The organism is Streptomyces rishiriensis, assembly GCF_003112535.1.
Classification (GTDB): Bacteria; Actinomycetota; Actinomycetes; order Streptomycetales; family Streptomycetaceae; genus Streptomyces; species Streptomyces rishiriensis.
In genome coordinates this window covers 1-16,745 of record NZ_BEWA01000044.1, presented here as the reverse complement: position 1 = coordinate 16,745, position 16,745 = coordinate 1, and the positions used below count along the sequence as shown (strand labels likewise).

Annotated in this window: 17 protein-coding genes and 2 pseudogenes; 13 read left to right on the top strand and 6 right to left on the bottom strand. The window is 69.3% G+C overall.

From position 1 onward, the window contains the following. Positions 1-245 precede the first annotated feature (245 nt). From Sri02f_RS40495 to Sri02f_RS40470, 6 genes are all read left to right on the top strand, one after another. Positions 246-782 carry a hypothetical protein gene (locus Sri02f_RS40495; RefSeq protein ID WP_245971029.1) on the top strand — a complete coding sequence of 179 codons (537 nt, stop codon included), beginning with the start codon at positions 246-248 and terminating at the stop codon, positions 780-782. Then, positions 779-1,180 carry a DUF6415 family natural product biosynthesis protein gene (locus Sri02f_RS40490; protein WP_245971028.1) on the top strand — a complete coding sequence of 134 codons (402 nt, stop codon included), beginning with the start codon at positions 779-781 and terminating at the stop codon, positions 1,178-1,180. The genes Sri02f_RS40495 and Sri02f_RS40490 overlap by 4 nt, the downstream gene beginning before the upstream one ends. A 170-nt stretch (positions 1,181-1,350) precedes the next feature. Further along, complete coding sequence (locus Sri02f_RS40485) at positions 1,351-2,580, top strand: phosphotransferase (protein ID WP_245971027.1); 1,230 nt, start codon at positions 1,351-1,353, stop codon at positions 2,578-2,580. Further along, positions 2,580-3,503, top strand: coding sequence for a lactate/malate family dehydrogenase (locus Sri02f_RS40480; protein WP_109006277.1), 924 nt, complete (start codon positions 2,580-2,582; stop codon positions 3,501-3,503). The genes Sri02f_RS40485 and Sri02f_RS40480 overlap by 1 nt, the downstream gene beginning before the upstream one ends. Further along, on the top strand, positions 3,500-4,633 hold the full coding sequence (locus tag Sri02f_RS40475) for a phosphoenolpyruvate carboxykinase (ATP) (protein ID WP_109006274.1): 1,134 nt from the start codon (positions 3,500-3,502) through the stop codon (positions 4,631-4,633). Before Sri02f_RS40480 ends, Sri02f_RS40475 begins: the two co-directional genes overlap by 4 nt. Positions 4,634-4,948: 315 nt before the next feature. Further along, positions 4,949-6,163, top strand: coding sequence for an IS4 family transposase (locus Sri02f_RS40470; RefSeq protein WP_159106886.1), 1,215 nt, complete (start codon positions 4,949-4,951; stop codon positions 6,161-6,163). A gap of 15 nt (positions 6,164-6,178) precedes the next feature. On the opposite strand, the gene Sri02f_RS40465 is transcribed toward Sri02f_RS40470, so the two are convergent. From Sri02f_RS40465 to Sri02f_RS40455, 3 genes are all read right to left on the bottom strand, one after another. Next, positions 6,179-6,628 carry an SMI1/KNR4 family protein gene (locus Sri02f_RS40465; RefSeq protein WP_055637785.1) on the bottom strand — a complete coding sequence of 150 codons (450 nt, stop codon included), beginning with the start codon at positions 6,626-6,628 and terminating at the stop codon, positions 6,179-6,181. A 136-nt stretch (positions 6,629-6,764) separates the two neighbouring features. Beyond that, positions 6,765-7,576 (bottom strand): IS5 family transposase gene (locus Sri02f_RS40460; protein WP_245971030.1). Its coding sequence is split into 2 segments (ribosomal slippage): positions 6,765-7,250 and positions 7,253-7,576, totalling 810 coding nucleotides; the frame shifts between segments, so codons are not numbered across the junction. 580 nt (positions 7,577-8,156) lie between these two features. Next, positions 8,157-9,020 (bottom strand): helix-turn-helix transcriptional regulator, encoded by an 864-nt coding sequence (locus Sri02f_RS40455; RefSeq protein ID WP_245971026.1) that lies wholly within the window; start codon positions 9,018-9,020, stop codon positions 8,157-8,159. A gap of 102 nt (positions 9,021-9,122) precedes the next feature. Here Sri02f_RS40455 and Sri02f_RS40450 point away from each other — a divergent pair, with 102 nt between their 5' ends. The 5 genes and pseudogenes from Sri02f_RS40450 (at position 9,123) to Sri02f_RS40435 (ending at position 12,735) form a co-directional block, all read left to right on the top strand. Then, on the top strand, positions 9,123-9,563 hold the full coding sequence (locus Sri02f_RS40450) for a VOC family protein (protein WP_109006271.1): 441 nt from the start codon (positions 9,123-9,125) through the stop codon (positions 9,561-9,563). Then, entirely contained in the window at positions 9,563-10,663 is a 1,101-nt protein-coding gene (locus Sri02f_RS40445) for a hypothetical protein (protein ID WP_109006270.1), read from the top strand. The genes Sri02f_RS40450 and Sri02f_RS40445 overlap by 1 nt, the downstream gene beginning before the upstream one ends. Next, a complete protein-coding gene (locus tag Sri02f_RS41565) occupies positions 10,660-10,797 on the top strand; it encodes a hypothetical protein (protein WP_159106885.1) in 138 nt (45 codons plus the stop codon). The genes Sri02f_RS40445 and Sri02f_RS41565 overlap by 4 nt, the downstream gene beginning before the upstream one ends. 367 nt (positions 10,798-11,164) lie before the next feature. Continuing rightward, positions 11,165-11,480, top strand: a pseudogene (locus Sri02f_RS40440) (transposase); the annotation flags it as partial. Between the two features lie 46 nt (positions 11,481-11,526). Then, positions 11,527-12,735 carry a YncE family protein gene (locus tag Sri02f_RS40435; RefSeq protein WP_109006269.1) on the top strand — a complete coding sequence of 403 codons (1,209 nt, stop codon included), beginning with the start codon at positions 11,527-11,529 and terminating at the stop codon, positions 12,733-12,735. 103 nt (positions 12,736-12,838) lie between these two features. Here the strand turns inward: Sri02f_RS40435 and Sri02f_RS40430 are convergent, their stop codons facing one another. Beyond that, on the bottom strand, positions 12,839-13,195 hold the full coding sequence (locus Sri02f_RS40430) for an ASCH domain-containing protein (protein ID WP_109006268.1): 357 nt from the start codon (positions 13,193-13,195) through the stop codon (positions 12,839-12,841). Further along, positions 13,192-14,184: a hypothetical protein gene (locus Sri02f_RS40425; RefSeq protein WP_307721076.1), complete on the bottom strand. Its 993-nt coding sequence runs from the start codon at positions 14,182-14,184 to the stop codon at positions 13,192-13,194. Before Sri02f_RS40425 ends, Sri02f_RS40430 begins: the two co-directional genes overlap by 4 nt. Positions 14,185-14,233: 49 nt before the next feature. Between Sri02f_RS40425 and Sri02f_RS40420 the strand changes: the two genes are divergently transcribed. Further along, positions 14,234-15,108 (top strand): IS5 family transposase gene (locus tag Sri02f_RS40420; protein ID WP_373865174.1). Its coding sequence is split into 2 segments (ribosomal slippage): positions 14,234-14,615 and positions 14,615-15,108, totalling 876 coding nucleotides; the frame shifts between segments, so codons are not numbered across the junction. Positions 15,109-15,226: 118 nt separating this feature from the next. On the opposite strand, the gene Sri02f_RS40415 is transcribed toward Sri02f_RS40420, so the two are convergent. Further along, positions 15,227-16,507, bottom strand: coding sequence for an IS701 family transposase (locus tag Sri02f_RS40415; protein WP_109006266.1), 1,281 nt, complete (start codon positions 16,505-16,507; stop codon positions 15,227-15,229). 49 nt (positions 16,508-16,556) lie between these two features. Here Sri02f_RS40415 and Sri02f_RS43500 point away from each other — a divergent pair. Further along, positions 16,557-16,745: pseudogene (locus Sri02f_RS43500) on the top strand (gas vesicle synthesis-like protein); the annotation flags it as partial.

The window sequence follows — 16,745 nt, the reverse complement described above, 5'->3', positions numbered from 1 at the left end:
TGAACGGCGTTGCCGCTAGGGCTGCATTCGGTGTTCGCGGTCGACGTGCCATCGATGACCCCCGGGTGCGTTCAACCAGTTCAACCGTGCCTCCACTCTGCTCCCTTACCCGCTGTCGCGCAGGGGAGTTGAGTGATTACCGGCCGTTCGATGATCGCTCCCGGACAGGCCGATGACGGCCCGGTCTGCCCCGCCGACCTCCGAAGGGCAGACCGGGCACCCAGACGACGAAGAGGCGCTCGATCATGACCAGAAGGCCGGAAACGCAGCAGCCCGCTACCGCCGCCGGGCGCGGAAAGCCCGCTCCCTCGACCGAGACCAAACGGCCGAAGGCTCCGACGTGGTCTGAACTGATCGCCGAGACCGACGGCAAGCGGGCGCGATGGGTGCGGGGGCGAGCCCACAACACGGAGTTCGTGCCGTGCGGACTGGCCTGGGATGCGGTGGCCGTCGGGTCCCTGCAGCTGGGCGTGGACGCGCTCGCCGCGATGCGCCTCGGGACCCGCCGCGGCTACCTGATCGTGGCCGACCACTTGCGCGGCGTGCTGTACGTGATGGTACCGACCGGCCACAGCGAGGCGTTCGCTGGTATCCCGGGCGTGCGAGTCCTCGGCCGAGGCCACCAGTTGCTCATGCCGCGCACTGCGCAGGACAGCAGCCCAGTGGCCGACTGGGTCGGCCCCCAGCGCGACCTCGACGCCCCGGTGCTCGTCGACGCCGAACGGCTGGCCGCGCGCCTGCAGGAGTTGGTGTCCTCGTGCGAAGAGGCGATGGCGTCGTGAGCGACACCCCGGTGCAGACCTCCCACGCAGTGCTGTGCGACCCGGACGGTTGGCTCACCCGGACTCTCCCCCTCGACCGGGAACCGGTCATGCTGCTGGCCACCGCTGTGATCGCACTGCCCACGGCCGGGGGCCCACTCCCGCCGACGGACTGTGAGCAGATCGCCCGGCTGATGGCCGGGCATGCACGCCTCGTCGCCGACGAAGTCGAGACGCTGTGCGCCCAGCTGCCCCGCCGCAGCCCGCTGCGCCCGCTCACCGAGACCGTGCTCGGCGAGGCCCGCCGGCGCTTGTCGGTGAATCCCCGGCCCACTGTCGCTTCCGCGCAGAACCGCGCCCGGGTCGTTCGCATCCTGTACGAGCGTCTCGACCGGCTCCAGGGCCTTCCGCCTTCCTGACCTTCGCTCCCCCGACGCCCGACGCCCTCCCCCGTGGGCTCGGGCCGGAAGTCCCCGGCAGGTGGGCCGCTCGGCAACCGGCCTGCCGGGGACCTCTCCCCCAGCCACCATGCGCCGACCCCAGCCCGATGCCCGGGCGAACTCCCCATCCACTGCCGTTGGAGGCGTACGTGAGCACCACAGCCGTGAGCACATCGCCCGAACCTGTTCCTCCCGTCCCCCACGCCGACGAGGTGTTCGCCTTCGCCGCCCGCGAAGTCGCCGCCGCTGCTGCCGACCTGTGGCCGCGCGCCGACGTCGACCTGGGCGACCACGTCCCGAGCGTCACCGGCTACGTGCGCCGGATCCGCGTGGACGGGCGCGCCCTGTACGCCAAGTACGCCTTCCTCGGGGTGTCGCTGGTCTCGCTGCTGCGGGGCGCCTGCGGGCCCTGGCCGGATGTCCGGGAGGCGCAGCAGGCGTACGTGCGGAGGCCCGGGTCGCTGATGGACCGGGAGGCCGCGCAGCTGCGGCTTCTGGCCCAGCTGGGCTCTCCCCGGGTCTGTCCCGTGGCCGGACTGGCGCGAGGGGTACTGTTCACCGAGTCGGTGACCGGCTCGACCCTGGCGGACCTGCTCCTGCAGCGTCCGCACGATGCGACCGACCTCCTTGCTGGCACGTTCGGCGAACTGCGGGTGCTCCGTCACCCGTCGGCGGCCCGGCTGCTCGGTCCGGCCCGGGTCATCGGGGAGCGCAGCATCCGGGGGACCTTCCAGCGCAAATTCAACGGCCTGAGCGGCCCGACCTATGTGGAACGGCTCGGGGCAGAACGGTGCGCGTCCGCCGACCGCATCCTGGTCGTGGGCCTCCTGCGCGACGTCGTGGTCCGGCTGCACCGGCTCCAGGCCACGGGGTTGCCCCAGCAGACGAGCCGGAGGGTGCTGGCGTACGGGGACCTCAAGCCGGAGCACGTGGTGTTCCCCGAAGGAACGTCCGGTCATCCGGTGTTCATCGACCCCGGCCTGCTGCTCGCCCCTCCTGCGGTGGATGCCGCCAAGCTGATCAGCCGTACCGTGCTGCTGCTGGCCGCTGCCCGGCCCGGCACCGCGACGGGCCGGCAGACCATGCACGGGCTCGGTGCCTTCGCCGCGTTACAGGCGGCCATCCTGGCCGGCCGGAACCACTGCTCGTGGATGCGTGAGCTGCTGGTGCTGTGGCTGATGGACAGCGTCAACATCCTCACCACGTACCTGTCCGCGCCCGGCGCGCTGCCGCTGCCCGGTCGGGGCAGCGCTCTCATCGGCCGGGCCGTCGGCCTGGGCCGGATGGCCGATCAGCTCAGCTCAGAGCTGGCGGCCGGCACCGACGTGCGCATCGTGTGGGAGAGCGCGCTCGGCCTGGCTGAGGCGGTCGCCGCGTGATGCCGGGGCCGGTGGGCTCGGTCGGTGTCGTCGGTGCCGGCGCCGTCGGCCAGACAGTCGCGGCCACGCTGGTTACCTCCGGCATCTGCCGTCGCCTGCTCGTCGCCTCCCGCACCGTCGAGCAGGCGGCGGCGCTGGCCGCTGATCTCGACGACATGCGCCAGAGCGTGGGATCGTCCGTGCAGCCCGAAGCCCGCTGTGTGGCGGACCTGGTCGGCTGCCACGCCGTGGTCGTCGCCGTGCGGGCCGCGTTCACCAACACCCGTTCCGCCGATATACGGATGGGCGGCGCGGCGGCCAACGCTCCCATCATCCGTGCGCTGGCCACGGCGCTGCGGGGCTACCAGGGGACCGTGCTCGTGGTCACCAACCCGGTCGACCTCATGACCCGGCTGTTCGCCGAGACCTCCGGCTGCCCGCGCGCATACGGGATCGGCTCGAACCTTGACTCTGCCCGATACCGGCTCACCCTGGCCCACCTTCTCGACGTCCCTGCAACCGCCGTGCACGGCCACGTCATCGGCGAGCACGGAGACGGCGCGGTGGTGTGCGCCTCGTCGACCACCGTCAACGGCTCGCCTGCCGCCGTCCCCCTTCCGGAGGTACGCGCGGAACTGCGTATCCGCCCCAGCCGGATCAGTGCAGGCGTCGGCCGGACCCGCTCCGGACCCGCCGGAGCAGTGCTTTCCACCCTGCGCAAGGCGCTCGGCCTGGTCGACGGCACCGAGGAACTGACCTGCGAACACCGCGGCGACTGGCTCGGAATTCCGTTGCGCTTCGCCGCCGGCCAGCCCGTAGCGTGCCTGCCCGCCCTCGACGCGGACGAGGACGCGCAACTGGCCGCGACCGCCACCAAACTCCGTAGCGCCTACCAGGCGTTACGGCCGTCCGGACCCACACCCCACTCTCTGGAGACGACGTGAGTTCCCCTACCGCCATCCGGCTGCAGGCCGCCGACGCCGACGTGACCGTGCTGAGCAACACCGCCTTCGTCACCGACTGGTCCCACCGGTACTTCGGGCCGTGGTGGAACGCGTTCGAGGTCCCCGCGAGCAGCGTCTGCGCCGGGCCCCTGGTCACCGCAGACGTCGACGAGAAGGCGTACGCCGACCTGGCCGCGCTGCTGGCCTCCGTGCCGCACGGCGAGGCCACGTACGCCAAGGCCCGGCTGCTCCTCGCCCGCGACAGCACGGGCACCATCACCGCCGTCTCGCCAGACGAACAGCTCGCCTACCGCTCGGAGCAGTTGGGCGGCCACGTCACCATCTCCGGCCACGCCCCGGAGCCCGTGGCGCTGGCTGCCGCCCGGATCGCCCGCGAGATGATCCGCGCGGCCCTGCTGCGGGATGGGTGGACGCTCCTGCACGCATCCGCCGTCGTCCGCGACGGCCGGGCCCTGCTCGCCTTCGGTGACAAGGGCGCCGGGAAGACCACCACGGCGCTGCTGATGGCCTCCCGCGGTGCCCAGCTCCTCGCCAACGACCGCGTGTTCATCAAGCGCATCGGCAACGATCTGCGCGTGCTGCCCTGGCCATCCGCAGCGGCAATCGGGCTGGGTCTGCTGGACGCCCTCGGCCTGTACGACGTCGTCCGCCACCAGCTCCAGGCGGGTGAACACCTCCACCCCACCCAGCACCAGGACGTCACCGATGCCCTGCTCGCCGGGCGGCGCGAGCCATTGTGGGAGCCCGGCGGCAAGCGGGAGCGCAAGGTCCAGGTCTTCCCCGACCAGTTCGTCAGCTGGTTCGGCATGGAGCTGGCCACCGGCGGCCGCGCGGCCGCGCTGCTGTTCCCCCGCATCGCCCCGGCAGCCGCCCCGGCCCTGGTCGACGGTGAGCGGACCCTCGGCGAGAGCGACTTCATGTCGGGCGCCACCGAGGACCGCTACCCGGACCACTTCGGCCTCGCCCACGGCATCGACGGCGGGGGCAGCGACCTGGCCCGGGCTACGGTCGCCGAACACCTGGCGGCCCTTCCCCACCACCAGGTCGTCCTCGGCCACGACGTGACCGCCAACGCCGACTTCCTCGCCAAACTCTCCGACAGCCTCTGACACCTCGTCGAGCCCCGGTCGGCTGCGTCTCGCTGCAGCCGACCGGGGCTCCGTCATGCACGCACAGAGCCTGTTGGACCTATTGGGTCCAACAGGTTTATGTGTGCGGGTTTGCCATGCCGGTGCGGTAGGGCTGTCCGCGTCTCCGCATTCGGCGAGTTCCTCCGTGCAGGCACAAATGCACAGATCGGGAATTCGAAAGGGTGAATGGGCTAGGCCCGGTGGCTGCCGGGGGCCTTCGCCGGCCAATGCAGTTGCTTTTGAGGTTCGGCGGCTGTTGCGCCGGGTGTGACGGGGTGGGGAGCAGGACAGCGGGTGCGAATCGGGATTCTGACGAAGGTGTTCACCACCGAGCTGGTCGATGCGGCGATAGCCAAGCACAGCCGGGCCGAGCAACGGTGCCGCCTCCTACCGGCGCGACTGGTCGTGTACTTCGTCCTGGCCCTGTGTCTATTCGCCCGGGAGTCGTACGAGGAGGTGCTGCGTGTGCTGACCAGTGGCATACCGGGAAGCCGGGCCCTGGCCAGGGTGAACAGGTCCTCGTTATGTCGAGCGCGGTGCCGGCTCGGTGAGGACGTGCTGGAGACCTTGTTCAGGGAGGTGGCCGGTCCACTGGCCACCTCGGACACGCCCGGAGCATGGTGGCGCGGGCTACGGCTGCTCGCTCTGGACGGCACCCAGTTCGACCTCCCCGACTCGGTGAGCAACGGCGACACCTTCGACGGCCCCTCCACCATGGGTGGCCTCCCCTTCGGATTCCCCCAGGTGCGGGCTGTGGTTCTCGCCGAGATCGGGACACACAGAGTGCTCGATGCCCGCCTCGGCGGCTACCGCGACGGCGAACGCAGCCTGGCCTACCCGCTGGCCGGCTCCACCGGCCCTGGGGACCTGGTGATCGCCGACCGCGGCTTCTGGTCGGTCGAGTTCGCCCACGCCTTCTCCGCGACGGGCGCGGACCTGCTGGTGAGGCTCCAGTCCAACCACCTCGGCACCCTCCAGGAGGAACTTCCCGACGGCTCGTACTTGTCTATGGCGCGGCCGGGCAAGGACGTCCGGCTCCGAGCCGCCCGGGAAGGCCGGACCCTGCCCGAGCACACGAGCTACCGCGTCATCACCTTCACAAAGGACGACAAGGTCGCCTTCCTCGGCACGACACTGCTGGACTCCGAGCAGTACCCGGCGGCCGAGCTGGTCGCGCTCTACCGGGAACGCTGGGAGATCGAGCTGGCCTTCGACGAGATCAAGGACCACCTCGGCCCCGGTGGACCGATCCGGTCGCGGACACCGGAAGGCGTCCGGCAGGAGCTGTGGGCCTACCTCGCCGTCCACCACGCGATCCGCCGGTTCGCTCACGCCGCAGCCCTCGCCGGCCCCGCCATCGACGCGGACCGCGTCTCGTACCTCAAGTGCGTCCGCATCATCCGCCGGAGCGTTCCCTCCCAGCTCGGAGCCACCACCGCCAAGCTCGCCCGCTCCTTGACCGAGGCCGTGCAGGAGGCCCGCAGCCGCTTACAGCGGCTAACAGAATGAGCCCCGCGGGCTGACCTACAGAGATCCCGGGTCACCGTCGGCAATGAACCGCGTCAGGGATCCCTCCAGCAGCTCCAGAAACTGCCGCAGGTCGTCGGCTACCTTGTCGAGCTCGGGTTCGTCCAGTGATGCCGTCCGCATCCGATGAACCGACCCATCAGAGCCCGCGACGTAGGAGAGGCCACCGCCGTTCGAGCCGATGACCACCATCCGGTCCGCGGCGGCGACGACAGGCCCGTGCTCCTCGAGTCGCAGAAGGACGTCACTTGCCGCGTCGAGGAAGTATCCGTTGCCGATGTCCGACCAGGTCAAGTCACCAATGCAGTCGTAGAAAGTGACCAGGTCAGCCGGGATAAGGCCCGCTTGAGCGAGCGTGCGAGCCGCCGTTTGATCGTCGCGACCGGCCGGCCGGACCTCGTTGGTACCAGGAGGAAAGCCGTGCCGATGCTCGAACCCGTCCGTCATTGCCGCGAGAGTCCCGGAGACCCTCTCTGTCCACGAGGCCAGCCAGGCGGGTGAAAGCGAACGGTCACTCATGAGGCCGGATCATGGCATGAGTCACGGACATCCATGAGGTGACCAGCGGCCTTGTACCCCAACGTCAGCGCAATGCCGTGAGTTGCCGGTGAGTGATGAGGCAGCAGGCGAGCTTCAGGAACGCTTCGTGGATGTCGGCCCGCCGTTCCCACCGGATCCGCAGGCGTCGGAAGCCGTGCAACCAGGCAAAACTCCTCTCCACGACCCAGCGGTAGGTGCCCAGCCCGGTGCCGTGTCGGGTGCCGCGGCGGGCGATCGCGGGCACGATGCCACGGGCGCGAACCTGGTCGCGGTAGATGTCGTGGTCGTAGCCGCGGTCGGCGAACAGCGAGTCTGGCATGCGGCGGGGACGGCCGACCCGGCCGCGGACCGGCGGGATCGCGTCGAGTAGGGGCAGCAGTTGGGTGACGTCGTTGCGGTTGCCGCCGGTCAGCAGAACCGCCAGCGGGGTGCCGTGCCCGTCAGTGATCAAGTGATGTTTGGAGCCGGCTCGGCCCCGGTCGACCGGCGAGGCGCCCGTCTGGCTCCCCCTTTTAGCGCCCTGACATGGGAGGAGTCGACCACGCAGCGGGACCAGTCCAGCCGCGAGGCCGCATTCAGTTCGGCCAGCAGGACCTCGTGCAACCGCTGCCAGACGCCGGCCTGGTTCCAGTCCCGTAAGCGGCGCCAGCACGTCATGCCCGAGCCGAACCCAAGGTCTTGCGGCAGGTACTCCCACTGGATCCCGGTGTGCAGCACGTACAGGATCCCGCACAGCACCTGCCGGTCCGGCAGCGGCTTGCGTCCCGGGTGCCGAAAGCGTCGCTCGCGCCGCGGCAAGAGCGGCTCCAGGCGGTCCCACAGCTCATCCGACACGATCCACGGCGACTTCCCCACACCGAGCCGAACGCTCAACTACCGCCCTGGACACGGCCATCAGGACCGAGCCACCTCATTGTGTTAGCCGCTATTACTCCCGGCCCGCCGGAACCGGAACTGCCCACGGGCGATCAAGAAGCCCAACCGGTGGCCCGTGCACCGCACCCGCGCCAAACGAGGGGCGGTCGAGCCGGGCCGCTGGGCCCTCAACCAGACCAAGAAGCCCAAGAGCAATCGACGGGCGGGGAAGTCCGTGCTCAAGCCGCCCCCGAACCCGTCACCGCCCTAAAGGGGCCCCGGTGTCCTATCTCTGACTCACGGTGCAGAGTAGCCGTCGGCTCTCTGCCTCGCACCTGACCGCCCAGCGCCCGAGCCTGACGCTGTCGACGGCATTTGGAGCCTGCTCAAGCGCGGCATCGTGAACTTTCTGCTCGCGGGCATCACCGGCCCCGAACGCCTCGTCCGTAGCTGCCTTAAGCAGGTCCGGCACCAGCCCGACGCGATCACCGGCTGCCCCATCGCAACGGGCCTGGACTTGCAACCGCCCTGATCAACGATCACAGTCCTGCGCATGCAACCTGATCAACGGGTTTTCCGCTCAGGCGTGAGCGGAGTTGGAAATGCCCGATACCACCGCCAGGCGGAACTTGGTTTCGTCCTCGGTATCGGGGGCTGCGGTGAGAACGACGATCTTGCGTCCCGCGTCGCCGTCGGTCAGGACGTCACAGTCCACCGCGATCGGCCCGGTCGCCGGGTGCTGGACGATCTTGTGGTCTTCCTGGTGCGCGCCGACCACGCCGGAGGCCCACAGTTCGGCGAAGCGCGGGCTGCCCGTCGTGAGGTCCCGGATCAGGCTGGCCAGGCGGTCGCTGTCCGGGAATCGCCCCGTGGCGCGGCGCAGGTCGGACATGACGGAGGCCTCGACCTCCGGCTGGCTGAGCGAGGTCACCGGCCAGTGCGACAGGCAGGGGGTGGCCCCGTCGGCCGGGAAGGTGTCGCGAGCGAAGTTACGCAGCGCCGACGGCGTTGAGGACGGGTCGCCCAGCAACGCCGCCCAGAAACGGTTCCACCAGATGAGCTGCCAGTCCGCGGCGAACACGGCGGCTGCGGAGTCGCCGAGCCGGTTAAGCATGCGGTGCAGGCCGGGCGGGATGTGGTCCGAAATCTCCCCGCCGGACGGAGGGGCAAGTCCGGCCAGCCGGTAGAGATGGTCCCGCTCGGAGTCGGTGAGCTGCAGGGCGCGGGCCAGCGCCGCGGTCACCTGCGCCGACGGGGTCACGTGGCGTCCTTGCTCCAGGCGGACCACATAGTCGACCGAGATCCCAGCGAGCTCGGCGAGGTCCTCCCGGCGCAGTCCCGTGACCCGGCGCCTGTAGCCGCTGGGCAGTCCCGCCGTGTCCGGCGAGACACGGCCGCGCCAGGTGCGCAACATCGGGCCGAGTTTCGCGATGTCAGCGGTCATGAGACTGATTGTCGCACCCGGCGCCGACCCGAAGGTGGTAGCGGTTTTCCTACCGAATTCCTCTCTCTGGTTACCGGCCCGGCGGCCGATGATTCTTCGGACATGACCTTCACGTTCTCCCACGACCACGTGGGCATCACCGTTACGCAAGAGGACCTCGACGCCACCATCGCGTGGTACTCGCGCAATCTCGGTTTCACTGTCGAGCAGCGGTTCGAGGCCCACGGCACGACGTTCGTCTTCCTCACTGCTGGTGACGTCAAGATTGAGCTCCTCGCAGGCGCGTCGGACCGTGGCGGGGCGCCGACCGACAACGTCCTCACGAGTATGGTCACGTCGCGCCTGCACCACTTCTGCCTCGCTGTAACAGATCTCGACGCGGCGGTGTCCCGGCTGCTCGAACTCGATGTGCCGCTGATCGGCGGCCCCATGGAGATACCGGCAACCGGCCAGCGCATCGCCTTCGTCACCGACAACGTCGGCACCATCATCGAGCTCAGCGACCCCGGCACGTGGATCTCCGGCCGGAAGGCACGGGCATAATGCCGAACCGCGCAGACTTTACCGGGCCCCAGGACGCCAGGCAGGCCCGCTGGCAGTCCGCCGAGGTGGCGAGCCCGCATCTCGATCGTCGTATCCCGGTCATCGCCGCCAAGGACATCCCCTACATCCCCAACGCCAACCGGCTCCAGAACCTCAGCATCTACCTGCCGCGGACGCCGCAAACCGCCGCGCTCATCGGCACCCCGGTCACGTCCCTCCCAGGAACTGACTCCACGGCGCGGCACCCGCGGTACCTCGTGCACATCCACGGCGGTGCATGGCGCGACCCGCGGCTCACCTCCGCCTCGATCGAACCCACCGTCGCCCACGCTTTCTCCGGCGGCGTGCTTCCCGGTGAGGGGCCGACCCCGGTCACCGCCATCGCCTCCCTCAACTACACGGTCTCCCAGATCAACTACCCTGCTCCCCCCGTCATGGCGGATCCCCCCGTTCCTTATGACGCCATCAAGGACAATCACACCGACCTGGCTCGTGAGGCCGTCCATCCGCAGCACGTCAGCGACGTGCTGCACGGCCTGGCCCTGCTCGGCTCCCTCGGCCTCGCCGACGGCTCCTACATCCTGTCAGGCCACAGCTGCGGCGCCTGCCTGGCGTTGCAGTCTGTCCTCCAGCCTCCACGGCACTACGGTCTCGGCCACCTTCCCGAGCCGCCCTGCCCTGCCGCACTGCTCGGTCTCAACGGCCTGTACGACCTGCCCGCGCTCGCGGCGGCGGATGGGCTGGGTGTCTCCCACGCCCACCTCCGCGACGACTACGAGAAGCTCTTGTCCACGGCGTTCGGGGCGGACAAGGACGCCTGGCCTGACGCGAGCCCGGCCAGCTTCGACCCGGCGTCCATCGCCGGGCGGATCCGCGAAGGCAACGCGCCACGTCTGGTCGTACTGGACCAGAGCACTGAGGACCAGCTCGTACCGATGGACCAGCATGAGCGACTGACCGCCACCCTGGCCAAGGCTGCCGGGCTACGGCTCGCCCAGGGACAGCGCCTCACCGGCAACCATGCGGCCCCATGGGAGGAAGGCATCATGATCTACCAGAGCGTCCTCGACGCCCTCCAGCTCCTGCGGGAGGACCAATGAGCCTCGACACCGTCACCGGCGAGATGGCCCTCCCGTACCCGCTCCAGGAACTGCTCGCCCTCCGCCTGATCTCAGCCCTGCGCACACCCGAACTCCCGCTTATCCCGGCCACCACGGACACCGGAGCAGCCTGATCCCTGGCCCACGGCTACTTTGCACCGTGGGTCACGGATAGGAGATCGGGGCCTAAAGCAACTCCATTGGCCTTCGCCGGCCCCCGGGCCCCCGCTCCCCCGGCGCCGCCCGGCGCGGTCAGCGCTCCCGTGGTGCGGGTGTGTACGCGCCGGACGACACCGGGGTCGGTGGACGGCTGACGGCAGCGTTGAAGGCGGCGAAGCAGAAGGGCTCGCTCCTGCCGCGCTCAGTTCGGCCGGGGTGCCGGGATCTTGCCGGCGGGGTTCGACATGATCCGGCGGAGCTCTTCGATCAGTTCGCCGCAAGCTCGACTCCCGCGGCGGCCGACCGCCGCGCTTCGACCCGGCCGACTACCCACGGCGTGGACCTCGCCGACGGTGCCCCGACAAGCTCCACGGAGACAAAGGCTACGACTACGACCACCTGCGGCGCTGCTCCGCAGACGCGGCATCCGCCCCCGCATGCACGGCGTGGCATCGAGTCCTCACAAAGGCTCGGCCATGACCGCTGGAGCGTCGAACGGACGGTGTCCTGGCTCGCCGGCTGCCGCCGACTCCACCGCCGATACGAGCGCAAGGCCCAACACCTCCTCGCGTTCGTCGGCATAGCCGCAGTCCTCATCTGCCACCCGCCTCATCGAATGAAACGACGTCAAATTCCTCGGGGGGCCGTATTCCCTTGAGTGCGATCAAGGTGATGGTCGAGGGGCCAGTGCCATCCCTCGTCGCGTGCTGCTCAGGCTGGCACTCTTCCGGGTGACTGACGTACAGATCCGCTGCCGACCGGTCTGTCGCGGCGGTACACCGGGCGACACGAGAGACCATCACGTCGATCCGGAGGTCCACGTGCACTTTCAGCGATCCGCTTTACGGCGAACCGTCGCCGCGCTGGCCGTAGCGTCAGGACTGGCGCTGCTGGCGCCCGCGCCTGCCACAGCCGCCCCGCACCCGCCGCACCGGCAGCAGGTCTACGCCTACGTCACCAGTCTCGACGGCCACGTGTACCCGATCGACACGAGGACCAACAGCGTCGTGGGGATCGGCGCTACTCAAGTCGGCGGCGGCCCCGACCAGGTGGCGGTTACTCCTGACGGCGCCAGTCTCTATGTGACCAACGCCTTCAGGTACGTGTCGGCGGTCAACATCGCCAAGAAGACCTTCAAGGACATTCCCTACGACAAGGACGAATTCTCTCCCGACAGCCTCCAGGGAGAAGCCATCGCCCCCGACGGCAAGCATGTCTACGTGGCTGTCCAGAATCCCTTTCACGGGGACAAGGTGTCGGTGATCGACACCGCCACCAACCAGGCCTCCGCCACCATCAACGTCAGCAAGCCCGATCAGGTGGTGATCAATCCCAGCGGCAATCGTCTCTACGTGTCCGACAAGGGCGGCCTGTCCGTGATCGACACCACCACCAACCAGGTCGTCGACACGATCCGCCTCAACGAGCCGGCCAAGGGTATGGCGATTACCCCCAACGGCAAGCGCCTGTACGTGACCGGGGGCAGCGGCGCCGTCTCGGTGGTCAACCTCGCGAGGCGGAAGATCGTCCACACGATCTCTGATGCCGGCACGGGCGGGCTGGCGATCAGCCCCAATGGACGCCGGGCTTACGTGGTCGGCGTTGACAACTACGTGGCCGGCGACGGCACCAAGGTCATCCAGGGCAAGGTGTCCGTGATCAACCTGAACACCGACACGGTCACCAAGACCGTCCACATCGGCGACATCCCGCCGAGCACCGGGTCAGGCAGGTACTTCCGCCCAGCGAAGGTGGCCCTCACCCCAGACGGAAAGAGCGCCTATGTGGTCGGCTCCTACGGCAACGGGACGCCCCAGGGGACGGTTTTCGCGATCAACACCGCAACCGACGCGGTGACCCCCATCACCGTCGGCGCCGGCGACACCAGGGGGGTAGCCGTCGGCCTGCTGTGACGGCGACACGAGCGCTCCGGCAGATCCAGGCGGCAGCGGAACGCAGAAAGGCCTCCGGCCACGTCCTCCGTGGAGGGGCGGCCGGAGGCCTCGTTCTCTGGGGTCAGTCGACCAACTCGATACCGATGGCCAGGCACCCCAGCGATTCCTTGTCCGGCGAGTAGATGCACCGGATGTTGGCCAGTTGCTCCTCACGGGTCGCCTCGGGGTTCACCTGGGAGGGCCCTTCAGCGTCCAGGAGTTCCTCGAACGAGGCGTATTCGGCGACCCGCGTTACCCGCGTCAGGCATGACCGGTCGGTGTTCTTCACGGCGAACCGGATCAGGTCACCGGCCGTCAGGCCGTCGAACTTCGGGTACTTCACCCGGACTTCCCGGGTCTTGCGGCCGGCGGCCACGAGGTCGAAGTACTGGGGGTACAGGTTCAGCTCGATGACGCGGGCTGAGGTGGTGCGACTCATGTAGTCGGGCTCCCTGTGGGTACGGACATCAGCCGCGACAGCTCCGCAGCCGAGTACGAGCGGAAGAAGTGCCGGGGGTGGGACAGCAGCAGTCCCGCCAGGTTCAGCAGGCGGTCCGCGAACTCCCCCACGGTGCCGGGCCACTTCCGGGTGTCGAGCATCCAAGGTTCGGCGCCTGCGGGCAATGCCGCCTCTCCGGAGCGGATGAGGCTTTTGGAGAGCTTGGCTCCCGTCTCGGCGACGATCATCGGGCAGAACAGCCGCGCGGGCAGCTGTCCCGGCGTCAGGCCCACGGCCTGGTGCGCGCCGTCGACCAGGAGGCTCCCGGGCATCCAGTCGGCGCCCTTGACCATCACCTGGAGGACGCCGGTCTCCGCGAGCGCGGCCAGCTCCTTGACCATGTTCCGGTACAGGGTGGCGAGGTCGAGATAGCCGCCGCCCGTGGGCGTGATCGTGGCCTTGTAGGGGCCGTGGTGCAGGCACACCGCCGACACGTGGGCGAGGCCGCGGCCGGCCAACTCCACGCGGGTGCGCTGCGCGTATTTCTCCGCCCACCCGCAGGAGTATGGGCAGGGCACCCGCAGGTGCGGCACCCCGGTGGAAGGAGCCAGCCACAAGCGGGCAGCGTCCAGGCGCGGCAGGACCCGCAGCCACGTTTCCCGGAAGAGGACAGTCGCCTGCTGCCGCGAGTAGGCCTCCACGCCGTACGGCACGCCCAGCCGCTCCGACAGGGCGTCGAACAAGGGGCGGTAGAGGTTGCCGACCAGGTCGGTGATGCCGTCCGTACCGAGGACCTGGGCGTAGGCCTGCTGGTAGCGGTGCCCCGATGCGGGGTCGGTGACCAACTCGTGCGGCGCGTTGTCCAGTGCTGAGAACCGGACCTCCACGGGCAGGCCGTGGCGGTCGTGGAGCCGGGCGGCCGTGGCGAACGCCATCGACTGCACCAGCGAGGTGCCGGCGTGCGGTGCGCCGTTGATCTGCGTGCCCACCACTAGGGTGCGTTTCAGAAGTGGATCTTGATGTGTCAAGATCCACTTCGTGGGGCGGCACGATCTGACGAATGCACAGTGGGCGAAGCTGGAGCCCTTGCTCCCGGTCGGCAAGAAGCCTGGACGCCCACCGGTGCACACCAAGCGGCAGTTGATAGACGGCATACGCTGGCGTACCCGCGCCGGCGCTCCCTGGCGGGACGTACCCGAGCGATACGGCCCGTGGGAGACGGTGTACGGCCTGTTCCGGCGCTGGCAGCGGGACGGCACCTGGCACCGCATCTTCGAGCAGTTGCAGGCCCAGGCCGACGCTGAGGGACTGATCACCTGGGACGTCTCGGTGGACTCGACCATCGCCCGCGCGCATCAGCATGCGGCCGGTGCCCGGAAAAAGGGGATCTACAGATCGAGTCGCCGGGGGGTGTGTTCACCGAGCCCGAAGATCACGGGCTCGGACGTTCCCGAGGCGGGCTGACCACCAAGCTCCACCTGGCGGTAGAGCAGGCCCAGAAGCCGATGTCGCTGGTCATCACGGCCGGACAGCGCGGAGACTCACCGCAGTTCCAGGTGGTCCTGGGCCGTATCCGAGTGCCCCGGCTCGGGCCGGGCCGCCCGCGCACCCGGCCGGACAAGGTCCGTGCCGACAAGGCGTACGGCTCCCGCGCGAACCGCGCCTACCTGCGCAAGCGTGGTATCCGCTGCACGATCCCGGAGAAGCGCGACCAGATCGCCAACCGCAAGAAGCGTGGTTCCCACGGCGGCCGGCCGCCGAAGTTCGACAAGGACGACTACAAACAGCGCCACGCGGTGGAGTGCGGAATCAATCGCCTCAAACGGCACCGTGCGGTCGCCACCAGATACGACAAGCTCGCCCTTCGCTACGAAGCGACCGTGCTGGTCGCAGCCATCAACGAGTGGCTGTGACCAACACTTTCGAAACGCACCCTAGTAGGACTCCGTTAGGTCTGTCTCGGTCTTGGTGTCGTGTGGCCCCTGCTGGGCAGGGGCTGGTGGCAGGTGGTGCAGATGCCGGTCCAGCACCTCAGGACGTCTTGGAGGGCGTCGAGGGTCTGGTAGAGAGTGAGCCCGGTGTGGGTGCTTTTGGGGCCAGTCGCTGTTCGGTGAGGAAGGCGTGGGCGGCGGTCACGAGGGTGACGTGGTGGTGCCAGCCGGGCCAGGAGCGGCCTTCGAAGTGGTCCAGGCCCAGGCCGTGTTTGAGTTCGCGGTAGTCGTGCTCGATGCGCCAGCGGACTTTGGCCAGGCGGACCAGGTCGGCGATCGGGGTGTCGGCCGGCAGGTTGGAGAGCCAGTAGTCGGTGGGCGCCTCGGCGTCCTCGGGCCACTCGATCAGCAGCCAGCAGTCGGGCAGGATGCCGTCCCACCAGCCCTGTTCGGCCGATGCGGTAGCCCGGATCGGACGCTCGACGGCCTTGCCGGCCGGGCGGACACGCACGGCGGCGAAGCGGGACCGTAATTCTCCTCGCGAGCCCTGCCGCCAGGTGAGGGAGGTGAACGCCTCCTGCCCGAGCCCGGCCGCCAGGGCCGCAACCGAGGGTGCCCGGTGGCGGTAGCGGGGCTGGGGCCAGCAGCCGACCGGGCCCTTGCGCTCCGGGGTCACCGGCTTCACGTCGAACGGATGGGCGCTCACGTCCGCGCGGATGGCCAGCACATAGTCGATCCCCCGCTCTGCGAGGCCGGCCCGCAGGTGGGCATTGGCGCCGTAGGCGGCATCGGCCACCACGACCGGCGGGCTCATGCCCCAGCCCGCCAGCGTGTCGAGCATGTCCAGAGCCAGCCGCCACTTCTCGCGGTGCCCGACCTCGGGCGGGACACGGGTGGCGGTGCGGCGTTCGGTGTCCGCGGCCCACTCCCTGGGCAGGAACAGCCGCCACTGCAGCGGGCAGGACGCGGTGTCGCTGGCGGCGTGGACGCTGACCGCGACCTGGCAGTTGGCCCTCTTTCCCAGGGCTCCGCAGTACTGCGGGGCCACCCCGGCCGACATCCGGCCGTCCTTGGGCATCGACACGTCGTCGATCACCCAGGCCGTCGGGTTGATCAGCGGCAGCATGCGCTCTGCTATCCGCCGCTGCACGGGCACCGGGTCCCAGGTGGACTGGTTCACGAACTGCTGCAGGTTCTGTTCGTTGCCGTCCGGCAGCCGCGAGGCCATCGCCTGGATCGACTTGCGGCGGCCGTCCAGCATCAGTCCCCGCAGATAGCAGTCGCCTTTGGCCCGCTGGTCCTTGCGCGGCACCGAGGCGAACACATCAGCCACGTACAACGCCAACTTCGCCCGGACACGGTTCACTTCATGTGCGTCCATCCATCCAACATGCCCGAGAACAGGCCGAACACGAAGACCTAACGGAGTCCTACTCGGTGTCGAGCTGCTCACGATCGACATACGGGTCGTGGTCGCCAGCATCGACACCTACCTTCGCTTCGCCGAGGCGTGCAACCGCCTCGATCTGGAAGCGGGACCGGGCAAGCCGGCCGGGCTGGCGCAGCTTACGGAGTCCGGTACCGGCGGCACGAGCAATGAAGCCTTGCCTGGCGCCTAG

Excerpts from the sequence above, each read along its gene's own strand:
- Sri02f_RS40495 (WP_245971029.1), top strand. The coding sequence starts at position 246 with ATGACCAGAAGGCCGGAAACGCAGCAGCCCGCTACCGCCGCCGGGCGC.
- Sri02f_RS40480 (WP_109006277.1), top strand. The coding sequence starts at position 2,580 with ATGCCGGGGCCGGTGGGCTCGGTCGGTGTCGTCGGTGCCGGCGCCGTC.
- Sri02f_RS40465 (WP_055637785.1), bottom strand. The coding sequence starts at position 6,628 with ATGACGGACGGGTTCGAGCATCGGCACGGCTTTCCTCCTGGTACCAAC.
- Sri02f_RS40455 (WP_245971026.1), bottom strand. The coding sequence starts at position 9,020 with ATGACCGCTGACATCGCGAAACTCGGCCCGATGTTGCGCACCTGGCGC.
- Sri02f_RS40450 (WP_109006271.1), top strand. The coding sequence starts at position 9,123 with ATGACCTTCACGTTCTCCCACGACCACGTGGGCATCACCGTTACGCAA.
- Sri02f_RS40445 (WP_109006270.1), top strand. The coding sequence starts at position 9,563 with ATGCCGAACCGCGCAGACTTTACCGGGCCCCAGGACGCCAGGCAGGCC.
- Sri02f_RS41565 (WP_159106885.1), top strand. The coding sequence starts at position 10,660 with ATGAGCCTCGACACCGTCACCGGCGAGATGGCCCTCCCGTACCCGCTC.
- Sri02f_RS40430 (WP_109006268.1), bottom strand. The coding sequence starts at position 13,195 with ATGAGTCGCACCACCTCAGCCCGCGTCATCGAGCTGAACCTGTACCCC.
- Sri02f_RS40415 (WP_109006266.1), bottom strand. The coding sequence starts at position 16,507 with ATGGACGCACATGAAGTGAACCGTGTCCGGGCGAAGTTGGCGTTGTAC.